Genomic DNA, 16,767 nt, shown 5'->3' with positions numbered 1-16,767 from the left:
AAAACGCGAAATGGTTTATATAAATAAAAGAAGTTATTACTCTTCCATTTTTTAATAAAGTATCATATTCTAATAAGAGAATAATGTAAACGCTTACAAAAAGAGGGAGAGATTAGCCTATGAAAAAACACCAATTCGAGACAATGACGATTCATGGAGGTTACCGTTCTAATGAATTCAAAGGCAGTCTTGCACCGCCAATCTTTCAAACTTCTACCTTTACCTTTGAAAATGCTGAGCAAGGAGAGAGGCGTTTTTCAGGTGAAGAGGATGGATTTATTTACTCGCGCCTTGGCAATCCAACAGTAGCCAGCTTTGAGCAAAGAATGGCGCAATTGGAACAGGCTGAGGCGGCACTAGCCTTTGGCTCGGGAATGGCCGCGGTTTCTGCGATTCTGCTGTCATTAACACGGGCGGGAGATCATATTTTATGCTCACAAGGTGTGTATGGATGTACATTTGGATTGTTAAAGCTGATGGAAGAAAAATATAAAATTACTCACGATTTTTCTTCAATGAAATCAAGAGATGAACTGCTGCAGGCGATCCGGCCGGAAACAACCTGTCTGTATATTGAAACGCCAATTAATCCAACCATGCAGCTTGTTGATTTGGAAATGGCTGCTGATGTAGGTCGGGAAAAAGGAATACCGGTTGTTGTGGATAATACATTTTGTTCGCCATATTTGCAGAATCCGGTTGCACTTGGGTGTGATATTGTCGTTCATAGTGCAACGAAATATATTAGTGGACATGGGGATGTCATTGCTGGTATCGCAGCAGGCAGTAAGGAAATGATGGCGAAAATTGCCCAGACAACTCAAAAGGATATTGGCGGCGTACTTTCTCCTTTCGATGCATGGCTATTACTAAGAGGCTTAAAAACACTGGCTGTCAGAATGGATCGTCATACCGAAAATGCTGAAAAACTGGCAGCTTTTCTGTGTGATCATGTTAAGGTTGCACAAGTTTATTTCCCAGGCAACTCAAAACACCCTGATTACAGAATAGCAAATAAACAGATGAGAAAGCCTGGCGGATTGATCTCTTTTGAACTAAAGGGAGATAAAAGAGCAGCACAGGCTTTTATGAATGAACTGCAGCTTATCCAGATCGCCGTCAGCCTTGGAGATGCAGAAACGCTGATCCAGCATCCGGCAACGATGACACATGCTTCGGTTCCTCCTGAGGACCGAGTGCAAATGGGAATATCTGATTCGCTGCTGCGCTTATCGGTTGGACTTGAAGCATGGGAAGACCTTCGCGAGGATCTCGAGAATGCATTAGCAAAAATTTAGAGAAAACATCAGATCAGAATCCCACTTATTAGAAAAAGAAATAGGACTGCTCATGGCAGTCCTAAAACGTTGTAAAAATGTAAATGCTGTTTTGATAATGGATTACAAATGTTTAACAAGTTCTTGAACAAATTGTTCAAGCTTGCTTTGGTCAAGTTCATCAAAGCGATTTTTTTCTGGAGAATCAATATCTAAAACTCCAAGAAGCTCACCGTCTTTTATTAAAGGTACAACAATTTCTGATTGTGAGGCAGCATCACAGGCAATATGTCCAGGGAATTGGTGGACATCCTCTACTCTGAATGTTTTCTTTTCTTGTGCAGAGGATCCGCAAACACCTCGTCCTAAAGGAATTCGCACACATGCAGGCAAACCTTGGAAAGGCCCTAACACAAGCTCACCATTTTCTAATACGTAAAAACCAACCCAATTAACTCGGTCTAAAAATTGATTAAGCAAAGCGGAAGCATTGCTTAAATTCGCAATGGTATTCGTTTCCCCTTCAAGCAAAGCGGCAAGCTGTTTAATGACAAGATCGTAATTCTCTTCGCGTGTTCCGCGGTATGTTTCGACGTTAAACATCATGTTTCACCTATCTTTCAAAAAATGTATAGAGATGTATCGCAAAATCACAAGATTCTCGCTGGAATTTGTCGATATGTTTATAAAGGAATCTAGAAATCTTAACAAGAATGTATACATTATAGCAAAGGTAGAAACTCAATGAACAGCAACAAAACTTGAATCTATAGAAAAATTTTTACGATCTTAGCTGATGCAGAAAGAGAGGAAAGATATTGAAAAAAAATGCTCGTGATGCGATCGTGGATGCTGCAGTTAATTTATTTAACCATAAAGGGTTTAAAGGCACTTCAGTACGTGATATTTCGGAAAAGGCAGGTTCAAATTCCGCTAATATCGCTTATTACTTTGGAAATAAGGAAGGTTTATTGGAGTATTGCTTTACAGCTTATTATGAGGGCTATTTGAAAGAAATGGAAAAAGCTGTCGCCTTTCTGGAGGATGGTGCAATCATTTGTTTAAAGAAGACACTTGAAAGAATCATTTATTATCAGTTTGAAAATAGTCAATTAACGCGAATGATCGTGCGGGAAATGTCTTTAGATTCACAGATGGTTCGGGAAATTATGTCTACCTATGCCATGAAGGAAAAATACTTTTTTCAAAACATCTTTGAATACGGCTTTGCTAATGGGGAATTTCGTCAGGAATCTTCAGGCTATTATCTGCTTCAGCTTAAGGGGCTATTGACCATGCCTTTTTTAAATACACATTATATGACAGAAGTGCTGTATCTTCTTCCCCAGGAAAAATATTTTGCTGATAAATATTTGCAGGAATTATACAGCTGGGTCGATGGAAGGATGAACAGCCAGCAGCTGGAGAAACAAATACTGACTGTATCATCATAACTCTAGTATTTAATAGAGATGTTCTTGGCTGAGCATCATAGGCAAACCTTGGCCAAGCTCTTTGACTTGATGTGCATCTGATCCGTAAACAAGTGTTATGCCCATTTCAAGAGCAGCATTTGCTGCCCACAAAGGCGGATATGGTTCCCGGCATAAAGGTTTACTTGAACCGGCGCCATTATAATCAAGCTCATACCCGTTCTGTTTCACCGCTCGCAGAATGGCCATTAAAGTATCCTTAAAATCTTTTTCACTTTGGAATTTTTTCTTAAATTTCTCAACAAGGTTGATATGTCCAATTCGTTTAGGTTTATATTTACCTAAGTCAGCAAGAATAGATAGGGTGACAGTTTGGTAATAGCGCTCATAAATGGCATCAACGCTTCCATATCTCTTGATCATTCCACCAAAAACGTCTGGACTATGATCGAGACAATCATACACACTATCATGCTTTAAAAAGTGAACGGACAGTATGGAATCGTCAATAAGCCTTCCATATTCGTTGAGAAAAGCTTTAATCTCCTGCTCAAATCCTTCAATAAAATCTACTTCTAACCCAGCATTCACAGTGATGCTGCTTTTGTATTTTTCCTTTAATCCATTTACTTCCTTAAAGTAGTCTTCGAGTTGATTCATTGACATAGCACTATCTTTTAAAGGAGTTGGTTCTGAGAACATCCGAGGGAGCGGTGCATGCTCTGTAAAGGATATTTCTTGGAATCCCAGCGATATTGCCTTTATAATATAACTTTCAAGAGGATCTTTTGTTCCGTGTGGACAGTAAGGTGTATGAATATGACCATCTTTTTTCATATACTTTTTTCCCTCCTTGAACTGCATGTTAACGAATGTTAAAGATTTATTGATTTATTTCGATAAAATGTGAAATAAATAGTCAAAAAATGTCGTTTACATGGTATCATAAAAACATTGAATTGAACACGAAAAGTGAAAGTATAGATGGACATACCGGCTCGGAACAGAACAGGGGGCTTTTAAAAAGTGGGATACATAATTGGCGGTATCGTAATTGTCATTCTTATATATTTGACAGGATATTTTTTAAAAAAGAAATACTATAAAGAAGTTGATCGGCTGGAAACATGGAAAATGGATATTATGGACCGACCTGTGCTGGATGAAATGGCAAAGGTCAAACAGCTGAATATGACTGGTCAAACAGAAGAACTGTTTGAAGGCTGGCGCTATAACTGGGATGAGATCGTAACAGCAGAACTTCCAAATGTAGAGGAATATTTGTTTGATGCTGAAGAATCGATTGATAAGTATCGCTTCGGTAAAGCGAAAGAAGCATTAAGTGCGATTGAAAGCAGTCTTGAACGTATTGAAGAACAAATCAAAGCACTTCTAGTTGAAGTAAAGGATCTTGTTGGCAGTGAGGAAAAAAACAGGCTGGAAATTGAAGAACTGAAAGAAAATTATCGGGAAAATAAGAAACTTTTGCTGGCACACAGACATACATTTGGCAAAGCAGAGGAAGTACTGGAAAAGCAATTTGACAAAGCTGCCGAATTATTTGAACAATTTGCCGAAAAAACAGATCAGGGAAATTATTTAGAAGCACGGGAAGTTGTATTGGCGATTCAGGAAATATTGGATCATTTGCAGCAGTGCATGGACTCTATTCCTGAATTACTAATCGAATGCCAGTCTAAGCTTCCTTCTCAAATGGCGGACCTGCGGGATGGATATGAAGAAATGCGGGAAGGCGGTTATATTCTCGATCATATTCAGCTGGAAAAAGACATTGAACAATTTCAGCAAGAGCTCGATAAGCTCCTGGAATCCCTTTATAAAGCAGAGCTTGATTATGTGCAAACTACAGTAGACGATATGAGGGAAAGCATTGATCTATTATATGATCTACTCGAAAAGGAAGTACATGCAAAACATAATCTGCAGCAGGAGGAGCCACTTGTCAGAGAGAGATTATATGATAGCTTAGAAAGCAATAAGGATCTAAAAGGTGAGCTCGACGAAATTTGTGAAAGCTACCATGTGGATCAGCAGGATAAAGAAATACAAATAAAACTTGAAAAAACGTTATCAGCCTTAACAAAAAAATACGATGTTTTGCATCACAAAATAAAAAATCAAGGTTCTGCACAAACGCATCTATTGGAAGAATTCCTGCAAATCAAATCAAGTCTGGATGAAATTTGTCTGGAGCAGGATGTTTTTTCGGAAAAATTACAGGCACTTAGAAAAGATGAAATGACTGCTAGAGAAACAGTGGCAGAATTGAAGAAGACCATGACAGAGGCGGTCAAGCTTGTATCCAAAAGCAATATTCCAGGTTTATCTCAGGAATATAAATATTTGGTGCACGATACTCAAGAAAGCATTGAAAATGTGATGCAAAAACTGGAGGAAAAACCTCTTAATATCCCAACTGTTCAGCAATATCTCGAGGTTGCTGTGATGACAGTGGATAAACTGGCACATTACACGGAAGAAATGATTGAAACGATTCAGCTTGCTGAAAGAGTCATTCAATATGGAAACCGCTATAGAAGTTCATATCCTTCAATCGAAAAAGCCTTACAAGAGGCAGAACAGTCTTTTAGAAGCTACGATTATAAAACATCACTTGAACAGGCTGCCACTTCAATTGAAGAAGTTGAGCCTGGTGCTTTGAAGAAAATAGAAGAGCTTATAAAAGAAGAATAGGACAGTATGAAAAAGGCTTAGTGGTATGAACCTCTAAGCCTTTTTGTATGTACTTTCTTAGTCATCATCTTAAGGAAGCTTCTTTGCGCCCCTAAATAAGGATAAAAAGTATCCAAGGGCTGCTCCGGCAATGGCAGGCATGATCCAGCCGAGCCCTTCTGCATATAAAGGCAGAAACGAAAGGTTCTCACCAATAGCTGAAACATTCACTCCCGCTTCATTAAAACCATCCACAAAGCTGAGTAAACCGGTTGGAAGCAACGCGCAAATATAGACGATAGAGCGGCCTTTAAAAAGATGGTGAAAAAAAGACAAAACAATTAAAACAATTGCAAGCGGATAAATAATAACCAGAACAGGAACAGAAAAAGTAATAAGGTGAGTCAGCCCTGCATTCGCCAGCACGGCACTAAAAAGGGAGAATACAATAACAATCGTCTTATAAGAGAAAGCTGGAAATAACTTTGAGAAATACTCCGCACAAGATGAAACAAGTCCAACGGAGGTTGTTAAACACGCAAAAACGATGGCAGCTGCTAAAATCACGGATCCAAGCGGGCCGAATAAATATTGTACGGTACCTGACAATATCGCTCCGCCATTTTCTTTAAATCCAATTGCTTCTGGTGCAGTTGACCCAATATAAGCAAGAGACACGTAAATGATTGCGAGACCGGCTGCAGCGATGAGACCAGCATATATACATATCTTCATAACTGCTTTCTGGCTGGTTACGCCTAACCCATTAATAGAGCCAATAACAATAATGCCGAAGACTAGAGCGGCAATGGTATCCATCGTTAAGTAGCCTTCAATAAACCCTGTAAAAAAAGCTGTGTCATTATATGTATCTTTTGGGAGGTCTTGATCCCCAAGTGGTGAAATGATGGCTTTTATTACAATGATTCCTAAGATGATTAAAAGCGCAGGTGTTAACACTTTTCCAATCGTATCCACCAGTTTGGTTGGATTCATAGCGAGCCATAGGGTAATGGCGAAAAAGACAGCTGAAAACAGCAGTAATGGCCAAATAGAATTGGAAACGTTTTCACCAAGGAACGGAATAATACCAATTTCATATGAAACAGTAGCAGTCCGCGGTATAGCAAACAGCGGCCCGATCACCAAATACATAGTGACGGTAAAAACAACCCCAAACACAGGATGAACTCTGCTTGCCATTGTTTGGACATCACCTGTTCTGGCAATCGCAATGATCGCCAATAAAGGCAATCCAACACCAGTAATTAAAAAACCGAAAGCAGCAGTCCAGACGGATGTACCGGCCTCCTGCCCCATAAATGGAGGGAAAATCATATTTCCGGCTCCAAAAAATAACGCGAAAAGCATTAGTCCAATCGCAAATATTTGTTTTAAAGATAATGTTTGCTGCTTCAAAAATAGTCCTCCTAAACAATTGCACTATTCTTTCATTCCTCAAAATGTTTAGAACATTAACATAGTAACATGCATTTTAAAAAATAGCAGATTTTAAAATAATTTTAATATTAGAAAAAATATATTGCAATAATATAGAATACCCATTCATTCTATATATCGAAGTTCCTCTATTTATGGTAAGATTGAGAATTGCATAAGGTGGTGACCAATCATGATTTATTTTGATAATAGCGCAACAACGAAACCATATAAAGAAGCCATTCAATCATTTGTAAAGGTAAGTGAAGATTACTATGGTAATCCATCTTCCCTTCATTCATATGGAGCCAGATCTGAAAAGCTGCTCGCACAGGCGCGTGAACAGATGGCTAATTTGCTGAAAGTGGATGCTCAGGAGATCATTTTTACTTCTGGCGGAACTGAAGGCAATAACCTTGCCATAAAAGGAGGCGCACTGGCAAAGCGCGGAAAACATTTGATTACGACTGAAATTGAACATCCTTCTGTTAAGGAAGCCATGAAACAATTGCAGAAACTCGGCTACCAGATTACATTTATACCTGTTGATTCTGATGGAATTGTGGACATTGAGGATATTCGGGCAGCCATTACGAACGATACTGTGCTTGTATCCGTTATGCATGTCAATAATGAGGTCGGATCCATTCAGCCAATTCATGAAATAGGACAAATGCTGATGAGCTATCCAGATATTCTTTTTCATGTTGACCATGTACAGGGAATTGGAAAGGTTTCACTCAATATTAGTCAATGTCACATTGATCTATGTACTATTTCAGCTCATAAATTTCACGGTATAAAAGGCACCGGTGCCTTGTATATACGAAAAGGAGTAAAGATCTCCCCGCTGTTTTCCGGCGGCAGCCAAGAGCAGCAAGTAAGAAGCGGAACCGAAAATTTGCCAGGTGCTGTTGCAATGGCCAAAGCGCTAAGAATGGAATTGACTAAGCAGGAAACAGAATCCAGTACACTTTCTGAAATTAAGCGTTATATCATAGAAGAATTAGGTGTGATGGAGGGTATAACGATTCATACTCCAGCAAATCAAGCTGCGCCACATATCATCAATTTTTCGATAAGCGGTATGAAAGCAGAAGTGTTTGTCCATGCTCTTGCTGAGCATGATATATATATTTCTACAACTAGTGCATGCTCGTCTAAATCAAAAGCAGTCAGCCAGACACTGCTGGCAATGGGTGTGCATGAAGAACTAGCCAAAAGAGCATTGCGAGTGAGTTTATCTTATGAGAATACATTGGAAGAAGCACATTTATTTATTGATGCTGTTAAAAACACAATTACAAGGTTAAGAAAGGTAATGAAATGATGATCAACTATGACCGTATATTAATCCGCTTTGGTGAAATTTCTACTAAAGGGAGAAACCGCAGCAAGTTTTTGGAAAAGTTAAGACAGAATGTAAAGCGAGTGCTACATCAATTCCCGGAAATCAAAATAGAAACACAGCGTGACCGAATGTTTGTTAAATTAAACGGTGCAGATGGGGAAGCTGCTGCACAATGTTTAAAAGAAGTTTTTGGCATTCAATCCTTCAGTCTTGCCATAAAAACTGAACAAGAAATTGATCAAATTAAGGATGCTGCATTGTCCTTGTTTGAGAAGGTGTTTGAAGAAGGTAAAACCTTTAAAATTACATCGAAGCGGGCAGATAAGAAGTTTCAGCTTGATACAGGAGAAATGAATCATACATTTGGCTCCCATATATTAAAAAATGTAGAACATTCAAAGGTTGATGTGAAGAACCCTGATATCAATCTGCAAATTGAAGTGAGAGAAGAAGGCGTTTATTTATCTTGTGAAAATATAAAAGGAGCCGGCGGTCTTCCTGCTGGTTCAGGCGGAAAAGCGATGCTAATGCTCTCAGGCGGAATTGATAGTCCTGTAGCTGGTTATTTAGCAATGAAGAGAGGAATCGAAATTGAGGCTGTCCATTTTCACAGCCCTCCTTTCACAAGTGAACGCGCAAAGCAAAAAGTGATTGATTTAACCGAAAAACTGTCTAAAATTTGCGGGAAAGTCACATTGCATATTGTGCCATTTACTGAGGTGCAGCAAATGATTCAGAAGCAGGTGCCTGAAAATTATACTATGACTTCAACCCGAAGAATGATGCTAACCATAACCGATCAGCTTCGCAAAAGAAATGAAGGTCTTGCTATTATCACGGGTGAAAGTCTAGGACAAGTTGCCAGTCAGACGTTAGAAAGCATGTATGCCATTAATGATGTAACGTCAACACCAGTGCTGCGTCCATTGATTACAATGGATAAGGAAGAAATTGTGGAAATCGCACAAAAAATAGACACGTTTGACATCTCTAATCGTCCTTTTGAAGATTGCTGTACTGTTTTTGTTCCAGCATCCCCAAAAACAAAACCAAAACTTGAGAAAGTTGAGCGGTTTGAGAGCTTTGTTGATTTTACAGAAGCAATATCAAAAGCAGTAAAAGATACCGAAACGCTAACAATTACACCAGGTTTCAGCTATGAAAATGAGGATGAGGATCTATTTTAAGAAGATCTTCATGAATTTACCAATTTAAAAGTGCATACCGCCATGTGATTCTACACATTCTATACTCACAAGGAGGTGAAATCACATGGCAAACAACAACAACTCAAACCAGCTTTTAGTTCCTGGTGTACAACAAGCTCTAGATCAAATGAAGTACGAAATCGCTACTGAATTTGGTGTAAACCTTGGTGCAGAAACTACTTCTCGTGCTAACGGTTCAGTAGGTGGAGAAATCACTAAGCGTTTAGTTCAAATGGCTGAACAACAATTAGGCGGTTACCAAAAATAAAAATAGATAATATGGCTACAAGGAGCAGGGCAAACGCCCTGCTCCTTTTTCTGACTTCATAAAGAGAATTGAGTCTTCCTAGAGAAGAGCCAGGCATTTTTTAAGCTTATTTCTCACACTTTCTTTTGCCAGTACGACGTTTAGATTAATTGTTATAAAGTTGATAAATTTGATTGTTTTGATTTTTAAAAAAATTTAGTATAATGTTGGGAGTATAAACCAATTAAGGAGGATTATCAATATGGAACGTGAAGATTTACTTGCTCCCGAACAGTATAACCTTGTTGAAGAAGTTGAGAAATTCGCAGCTGACCAAAATAAGCTTGCACTCATTTGGGAAAATGAGTTTGGAGAGAAAAAGAATATTACATATCATCGTTTGATGGAAAGAGTGAATAAAGTTGGAAACGCTTTATTGAATCATGGATTGCAAAAGGGAGATACTGTCCTTGTCATCATTCCTCGCTTAATTGAAGCATATGAAGTATATTTAGGTGCATTAAAAATCGGATTAACAGTCCTTCCAAGCTCTGAAATGCTTAGGCCAAAGGATTTGCAATACCGAATAACTCATGGTGATGTGAAGGGTATCATTAGTTATTATCCATTTGTTGATCAAGTCAAAGAGCTTAAAGAAGCAGAACCGTTAGTTAAATTTTCAATTGGTCAAAAAGCAGCTAATTGGTTTTATTTAGATGAAGAGCTGGAATTGGCCTCTTCCACTTTAACAACCGCTGAAACAAATAAAGATGACATGGCATTTTTATCATATACATCGGGTACTACTGGCAATCCAAAAGGGGTTGTCCATACACATGGATGGGCCTTTGCACATTTAAGAACGGCTGCACCTCACTGGCTCTTGATTGAAGAAGGAGATATCGTCTGGGCAACAGCTGGACCTGGCTGGCAAAAATGGGTTTGGAGTCCCTTTTTATCCGTTCTGGGTTCCGGTGCAACTGGTTTTGTTTATAATGGCAAATATGATCCCAAAAAATATTTACAGCTTCTTCAGGATTATAAGGTGAATGTTCTTTGCTGTACACCTACTGAATATCGGTTAATGGCAAAAGTGGATGAAATTGGACAATACCAATTACCTCACCTTCGCAGTGCTGTGTCTGCTGGTGAACCGTTAAATAGAGAAGTGATTGATATTTTTAAGAAATATTTTCAACTCAATGTTCGCGATGGCTATGGTCAGACTGAAAATACATTACTTGTTGGAGTGACAAAGGAAATGGAACTCAGACCTGGTTCAATGGGAAAACCGACACCAGGCAACAGGGTAGACATCATCAATGATGAAGGGAGACCTTGTGAGGCAGGGGAGGTTGGTGATATTGCCGTTCATGTCAGCACACCTGCTTTGTTTAAAAATTATTATAAAGACCCTGAACGAACGTCTATGCAGTTTAGAGGAGAATATTATATAACAGGTGACAAAGCGAAAAAAGATGAAGATGGATACTTTTGGTTTGAAGGACGTGGAGATGACATCATTATTAGCTCGGGCTATACGATTGGGCCATTTGAAGTGGAAGACGCGCTTGTTAAACATCCTTATGTAAAAGAATGTGCTGTCGTCGGCAGCCCGGATGAAGTTCGCGGATCGATCGTGAAGGCATTTGTTATTTTGAAGGATCTGCCCGAGCAAAAAGAGAGCGAGATTATACAGCAGCTGCAGGATCATGTGAAAGAAATGACTGCTCCATATAAATACCCTCGGAAAATTGAATTTGTTGAGGAACTGCCTAAAACGATTTCAGGAAAGATTATGAGAGTGGAGCTGCGGAAAAAAGAACTGGAAAGTGCAGCAAACAAGGTGTGATTTGAGGAAAAGCAGGCGAGGGTGCCTGCTTTTTGTATGGGGGATATTTTTGCGTTGGCGGATATATCAGTGTTTTTGGCGGATAAAATGGAAATAACGGGGGATAAAATTTTTTTACGGCGGATAAATCTAAATAACCGCGGATATTTCAAATAGATGGCGGATATCCGGAAAACCAAAGCTGCAAAACTCCATCTATTCATCATAAAAGCCGCAAATTTTGGCATGCATTGTGGTGTTTCCAATGCATTGTGGCAAAATAAACTTCAAAACCGCAAGATAAAACCTCAAAATGTCATATCATCTGTTCAAAACACACCTTCAGATACTAAAGATTTATTTTGCTTGTCGGTCCTAAACAAGGTGTACTATACTATGTTCAAATTGATATTAAAGGAGCATGGAAAATGGGAACGTTTTGGCATGGGGGAAATATTTATACACTGCAGCAGGAAAATGAACAAGTAGAAGCCATTTATACAGACGGCGGAGTGATTATTGAGACAGGATCATACAATGAACTTTTGGAAAAGTACAAAAATAATCTTGATATGATTGAAGATCTTAAGGGAGCGACCATGCTGCCGGGATTTGTGGATAGTCATATGCATTTAATTGGTCATGGTGAAAGGCTGATCAGACTTGATTTGTCAAAGTGTACATCCAAAGGAGATGTACTTGCAGCTGTTAAGGAATATTCGCTGCAGTTCCCTGCTGGTGAGTGGATTGTTGGAGAAGGCTGGAATGAAAATTTATGGGAAGATCCATCGCCAATCACTTCAGCGGAATTAGACATCTCGGTACCAGACCATCCTGTTTTGCTAAAAAGGGTATGCCGTCATGCATTAACAGCTAATTCTTTGGCCTTAAAACTCGCTGGTATTACAGAAACTACCGATTGTCCTCCAGGTGGTGTGATTGAACTGGGCGACCAAGGGAGGATCAATGGCATATTGAAGGACCAGGCGCAGGATCTGCTATTTTCAGCTGTCCCTCCTGTAACGAAAGCGTACTTGAAAAAGGCACTCCAAGCTGCTATAACGGATGCTTATTCGTTAGGTTTAACAGGATCGCACACCGAAGATCTCAATTATTACAACGGATTTGAATATACATATGAAGCAATACAAGAAGTCATTGAAGATGATCAATATAACTATCGGGCACATTTGCTTGTCCATCATGAAGTTGTTGACGATATGATTGCCAGTGGCCAGCATTTTATGAGCGGTACGGAATGGGTTGAGTTTGGAGCCATGAAAATTTTTGCGGATGGTGCATTAGGAGGGCGTACGGCATTGCTTAGCCATCCTTATGCAGATGATGAAACTACATCTGGGGTGGCCATCTTTTCTCAAGAACAGCTTGATGAGCTCGTAAAAAAAGCACGGGAGTATAACTTGCCTGTAGCGGTTCATGCCATAGGCGACCTGGCCTTTGAAATGGTCGTGAACTCTATTGAAAAATATCCTTTAATTGGGAAGGGGAGAGACCGTCTCATTCATGCGCAAATATTGCGTAAGGAGCTGATCGACCGCATCAAAAATCTCCCGCTTATTCTTGATATTCAGCCGCGGTTTGTTGCTTCTGATTTCCCTTGGGTTGTGGAGCGTGTCGGGCAGGAATACATGAATTATTGCTATGCGTGGAAAACATTATTGGATGAAGGCCTCCATTGTGCAGGCGGCTCCGATGCGCCAATAGAGCCTGTGGATCCGCGGCTTGGCATCCATGCAGCGGTAACGAGAACAAATATTGACAGCAGTGATCGTACGGTTTATAACGAAGAAGAAAGACTTACTGTGTTTGAAGCGGTATCTCTTTTTACAAAAGGAAGCGCATATGCGATCTCACATGAACATGATCGAGGCGTCATTAAGAAAGGAAATCTTGCTGACTTTACCATCCTTGAAGAAAATATATTTATGATTGCTCCGGAAGCGATCGCTTCCATCCCTGTAAAACAAACCGTAATTGGCGGCAAAACAGTATACCGGAATGAGACTGGGAAATAAATATTTTATCCAACTAAACCGAATGATTAGAAATTTTATCTTTCTAACCATTTGGTTTTTTTATTGTGTATCAATATGAGTGAAATGAAGCGAAGGGCAAAACGAATTTGCTGATAGAGTTAAATTTTAATAAAGATTGATAAAAATATATTGCAAGTCTTTTTAACTGCTGTCTATAATAGTAATATTTCGAAAACAGAAAGAATTGAGGATGGAAGATGGGACAAAACGATATTAAAAACGGCGCACTCTATGCTGGATTCTCATATTTATTGTGGGGGATTCTGCCAATCTACTGGAAACTTATTCATCATGTCAATTCAGATGAAATATTGGCAAATCGGATCTTATGGAGTTTCATATTCATGATTTTCATTTTAGTATTTAGCCGAAAATGGGCACCACTTTTACAAACATTAATAGGATTAAAGGCAAATAAAAAGCAGGCTGCCGCCCTTGTTATAGCCTCTGTTTTAATTAGCTGCAACTGGTTTGTTTATATTTGGGCAGTGAATGCTGATCGGATGATTGAAGCGAGTCTTGGCTATTATATTAACCCTCTTGTAAGTGTTTTGCTTGGAATGCTTGTCTTTAAAGAGCGGCTTGGCATTATGCAATATATATCCTTTATATTGGCCTTAGCTGGAGTGCTTATATTAAGCATTTCTTACGGCCAGGTTCCGTGGGCATCCCTTTTGCTTGCTTTTTCTTTTGGTTTTTATGGCCTTGCGAAAAAGCTGATTACCGTTGAACCGGCGATTGGGTTAACATTGGAAACATTAGTAGTTGCACCATTTGCCTTAATCTATTTAATTATTTTATATTCTAATCAATCATTGGCTCTTTTTCACTCGTCAGCAGGGACAGATTTATTGCTGCTTGGAGCAGGGATTGCAACAGCCATTCCTCTGCTGCTTTTTGCAAAAGGGGCACAGAAAATCCCTTTATCCATGCTAGGATTTTTACAATATATTGCTCCAACTATTACCCTGATTTTAGGGGTGTTTGTTTATGGTGAAGCATTTTCATCGGTACACCTCCTGGCTTTCCTATTTATTTGGAGTGCACTGACCGTTTACTCTCTTTCTAAAACGAAGATATATGTACATTGGCAAGAGAAGCGGAAAGAACGAAAGAAAATAGCACTTTAATACAATTGCAAAAGTGCCAGGTCTCTTTGACCTGGCACTTTTTTTGTTTATGATAAGAACGTTCTTTTTACTTTCTCCCAGAAGGAATTGTCTTTTAGTTTAACGGTTTTTATTTCCTTGCCGCTTAGTTTTACGTCAATTTTTTGTACATGCTGAACACTCATTGCTTCGTTGTCCATGGCCATCACAGGATGGTCATTACCGTCTTGAATCACGTTTAAGGTAAGTCTGCGATTTTCACTCAGGATAAAAGAAGAGCCGAGTGTACGATACGTATTGTTGTTAAGTGAAGCAAGTTCACTTACTTGCAGACAAGGAATCATCGGATCTACGACTGCACCAGTTACCGATTTATTGTAAGCAGTACTGCCTGTAGGCGTCGATACAATCATGCCATCTCCTCTGAATGTTTCAAAATGAAGATCATCAATCAGCACGTCCATCGCAAAGGTTTTAACAATGGATGAGCGAATTGTATATTCATTCAGGCAGTAAAAGGATGCCTCATCATCAACCGATACTTCAATAGTCGGGTAGCGGCGAACCTCAATATTTTCACTTTGTGCGGCCTCTATCATTTTGTCTATATCGTCTATTTGGAAATCACAATACATGCTCAAGCTTCCAGTAGTTGAAATCCCGGCATAAAGGCAATCATCTCTAAAACCTGTTTTTCTCACAGCTTGTAAAAACGATCCGTCCCCGCCAATACTGACAATAATATTAGCTTCGGCAGGCTCACTTAAAACATGAAAGCCATTCTCTTTTGCCAAATCGTAAAGAGGCTGAACCATCTCTAATGTCTTCGAATCCTGTTTATGGTAGAAATACATATTACGGCGAGCTGTCATCATTATTCCTCCAGACTAGTATAAATAGAGTAGTGATTCTTTTACTAAGTAAACCTTATTTTGTTATCATAGTGTTGTCATTTCCAGTTTACATGTTTTTGAAACATTTTTAAAGTTTCGTTCGTATGAGTTACTAGCTATTAAAAGGGAGGTTTTTATGTATGAATGGAAAACGCTGGGCAGCTATAGGTATCGCAGTGTTTCTTTTTGGCTTTTCCGTCGTCAGCAGTTTATTGTTCACCTTTAGAGATGCAGAGAGCTCTTTGGCAGAGATGTTCACTTCTGCTTCAGATCCATTTGTTGAAGAAGTGATCGAAGAAGGGAATGCAATGAATAAAATTGCGGTGTTAAATTTGAATGGGACGATTCAGGATACAGGTGAAGCAGGCTCTTTATTGGGAGCAACAGGCTATAATCATCAATCCTTTATGAAAAAGCTGGATTTTGTGAAAGAGGATAACAGCGTAGAGGGAATTATTCTTCGTGTGAATACCCCGGGCGGCGGTGTTGTGGAAAGTGCAGAGATCCACGATAAGATCGTTGAAATTCAGGAAGAAACAGAAAAACCGGTATACATATCAATGGGATCAATGGCTGCTTCTGGCGGATATTACATTTCTGCTCCTGCAGATAAGATCTTTGCCAGTGCAGAAACAATGACAGGTTCTTTAGGTGTTATCATGCAAGGCTATAATTTCTCGGGACTTGCTGAAAACCTTGGAGTGGATTTTGTCACAATCAAAAGCGGGGAATATAAGGACATTATGAGTTCTACAAGAGAAATGACCGAAGAGGAACGGGGCATACTGCAGGATATGATTGATAACTCCTATGACGGCTTTGTAAAAGTAATCTCAGAAGGTCGTGAGATGACAGAAGCAGAGGTCAGGGAGATTGCGGATGGAAGAATTTATGATGGTCGTCAAGCACTTGAATTAAATTTAATCGATGGATTTGGCTATCTTGATGATGTTATACAGCAAATGGAAGATGATTATGATTTAGGCGGGGCTCAAGTTGTTCAATATGCTGATAACGTTGGTTTTGGCTCTTTGTTAAGTATGGGAGTGCAAAAGTTTGCCGGTCCTGAGACAGAAATGGCGGGACTTGTGAATCTATTATCGCATACTCACTCTCCACGCCTCATGTACTTATACGCTGAATAGGAGGTGTTCTCATGACTGATGACAAACGTTTAGATGCAGAACTTGAAAAAAATGAAATACATGCTCAAACAGATGAGTATCC

General features: G+C 39.3%; 14 protein-coding genes. 10 read left to right on the top strand and 4 right to left on the bottom strand.

Annotation, left to right across the window (positions count from 1 at the left end):
* Nucleotides 1-119: 119 nt before the first annotated feature.
* A complete protein-coding gene (megL, locus tag F7732_RS09230) occupies nucleotides 120-1,298 on the top strand; it encodes a methionine gamma-lyase (protein WP_151573557.1) in 1,179 nt (392 codons plus the stop codon).
* Nucleotides 1,299-1,400: 102 nt separating this feature from the next.
* Here the strand turns inward: megL and F7732_RS09225 are convergent, their stop codons facing one another.
* Nucleotides 1,401-1,880: a GAF domain-containing protein gene (locus tag F7732_RS09225; RefSeq protein WP_151573556.1), complete on the bottom strand. Its 480-nt coding sequence runs from the start codon at nucleotides 1,878-1,880 to the stop codon at nucleotides 1,401-1,403.
* Between the two features lie 215 nt (nucleotides 1,881-2,095).
* Between F7732_RS09225 and refZ the strand changes: the two genes are divergently transcribed.
* Entirely contained in the window at nucleotides 2,096-2,731 is a 636-nt protein-coding gene (gene refZ / locus F7732_RS09220) for a forespore capture DNA-binding protein RefZ (protein WP_151573555.1), read from the top strand.
* Nucleotides 2,732-2,740: 9 nt separating this feature from the next.
* On the opposite strand, the gene hisJ is transcribed toward refZ, so the two are convergent.
* On the bottom strand, nucleotides 2,741-3,547 hold the full coding sequence (gene hisJ, locus F7732_RS09215) for a histidinol-phosphatase HisJ (RefSeq protein ID WP_151573554.1): 807 nt from the start codon (nucleotides 3,545-3,547) through the stop codon (nucleotides 2,741-2,743).
* 189 nt (nucleotides 3,548-3,736) lie between these two features.
* On the opposite strand from hisJ, the gene ezrA reads away from it, so the two are divergent.
* Nucleotides 3,737-5,425 (top strand): septation ring formation regulator EzrA, encoded by a 1,689-nt coding sequence (ezrA, locus tag F7732_RS09210; RefSeq protein WP_151573553.1) that lies wholly within the window; start codon nucleotides 3,737-3,739, stop codon nucleotides 5,423-5,425.
* Nucleotides 5,426-5,494: 69 nt separating this feature from the next.
* On the opposite strand, the gene brnQ is transcribed toward ezrA, so the two are convergent.
* Nucleotides 5,495-6,823: a branched-chain amino acid transport system II carrier protein gene (gene brnQ, locus F7732_RS09205; RefSeq protein WP_151573552.1), complete on the bottom strand. Its 1,329-nt coding sequence runs from the start codon at nucleotides 6,821-6,823 to the stop codon at nucleotides 5,495-5,497.
* A 214-nt stretch (nucleotides 6,824-7,037) separates the two neighbouring features.
* Between brnQ and F7732_RS09200 the strand changes: the two genes are divergently transcribed.
* From F7732_RS09200 to rarD, 6 genes are all read left to right on the top strand, one after another.
* Nucleotides 7,038-8,174, top strand: a complete 1,137-nt coding sequence (locus F7732_RS09200) for a cysteine desulfurase family protein (RefSeq protein ID WP_151573551.1) — start codon at nucleotides 7,038-7,040, stop codon at nucleotides 8,172-8,174.
* Nucleotides 8,175-8,176: 2 nt separating this feature from the next.
* A complete protein-coding gene (thiI, locus tag F7732_RS09195) occupies nucleotides 8,177-9,382 on the top strand; it encodes a tRNA uracil 4-sulfurtransferase ThiI (protein WP_192913016.1) in 1,206 nt (401 codons plus the stop codon).
* An 85-nt stretch (nucleotides 9,383-9,467) separates the two neighbouring features.
* Nucleotides 9,468-9,671, top strand: coding sequence for an alpha/beta-type small acid-soluble spore protein (locus F7732_RS09190; RefSeq protein WP_066443007.1), 204 nt, complete (start codon nucleotides 9,468-9,470; stop codon nucleotides 9,669-9,671).
* 241 nt (nucleotides 9,672-9,912) lie between these two features.
* Complete coding sequence (mbcS, locus tag F7732_RS09185) at nucleotides 9,913-11,502, top strand: acyl-CoA synthetase MbcS (protein WP_151573550.1); 1,590 nt, start codon at nucleotides 9,913-9,915, stop codon at nucleotides 11,500-11,502.
* Nucleotides 11,503-11,909: 407 nt separating this feature from the next.
* Nucleotides 11,910-13,517, top strand: coding sequence for an amidohydrolase (locus F7732_RS09180; RefSeq protein ID WP_151573549.1), 1,608 nt, complete (start codon nucleotides 11,910-11,912; stop codon nucleotides 13,515-13,517).
* A gap of 218 nt (nucleotides 13,518-13,735) precedes the next feature.
* Complete coding sequence (gene rarD, locus F7732_RS09175) at nucleotides 13,736-14,668, top strand: EamA family transporter RarD (RefSeq protein WP_151573548.1); 933 nt, start codon at nucleotides 13,736-13,738, stop codon at nucleotides 14,666-14,668.
* A 47-nt stretch (nucleotides 14,669-14,715) separates the two neighbouring features.
* Here rarD and F7732_RS09170 read toward each other — a convergent pair whose 3' ends face one another.
* Entirely contained in the window at nucleotides 14,716-15,519 is an 804-nt protein-coding gene (locus F7732_RS09170; RefSeq protein WP_151573547.1) for an NAD kinase, read from the bottom strand.
* A 161-nt stretch (nucleotides 15,520-15,680) separates the two neighbouring features.
* Here F7732_RS09170 and sppA point away from each other — a divergent pair, with 161 nt between their 5' ends.
* Nucleotides 15,681-16,685 carry a signal peptide peptidase SppA gene (sppA, locus tag F7732_RS09165; RefSeq protein ID WP_151573546.1) on the top strand — a complete coding sequence of 335 codons (1,005 nt, stop codon included), beginning with the start codon at nucleotides 15,681-15,683 and terminating at the stop codon, nucleotides 16,683-16,685.
* The last annotated feature ends 82 nt before the right edge of the window (nucleotides 16,686-16,767 follow it).

It is taken from the genome of Bacillus mesophilum, assembly GCF_008923265.1.
GTDB lineage: Bacteria > Bacillota > Bacilli > Bacillales > Cytobacillaceae > Cytobacillus > Cytobacillus mesophilum.
The sequence above is the reverse complement of the archived record's forward strand: the minus strand, read 5'-3'. Positions and strand labels throughout refer to the sequence as shown.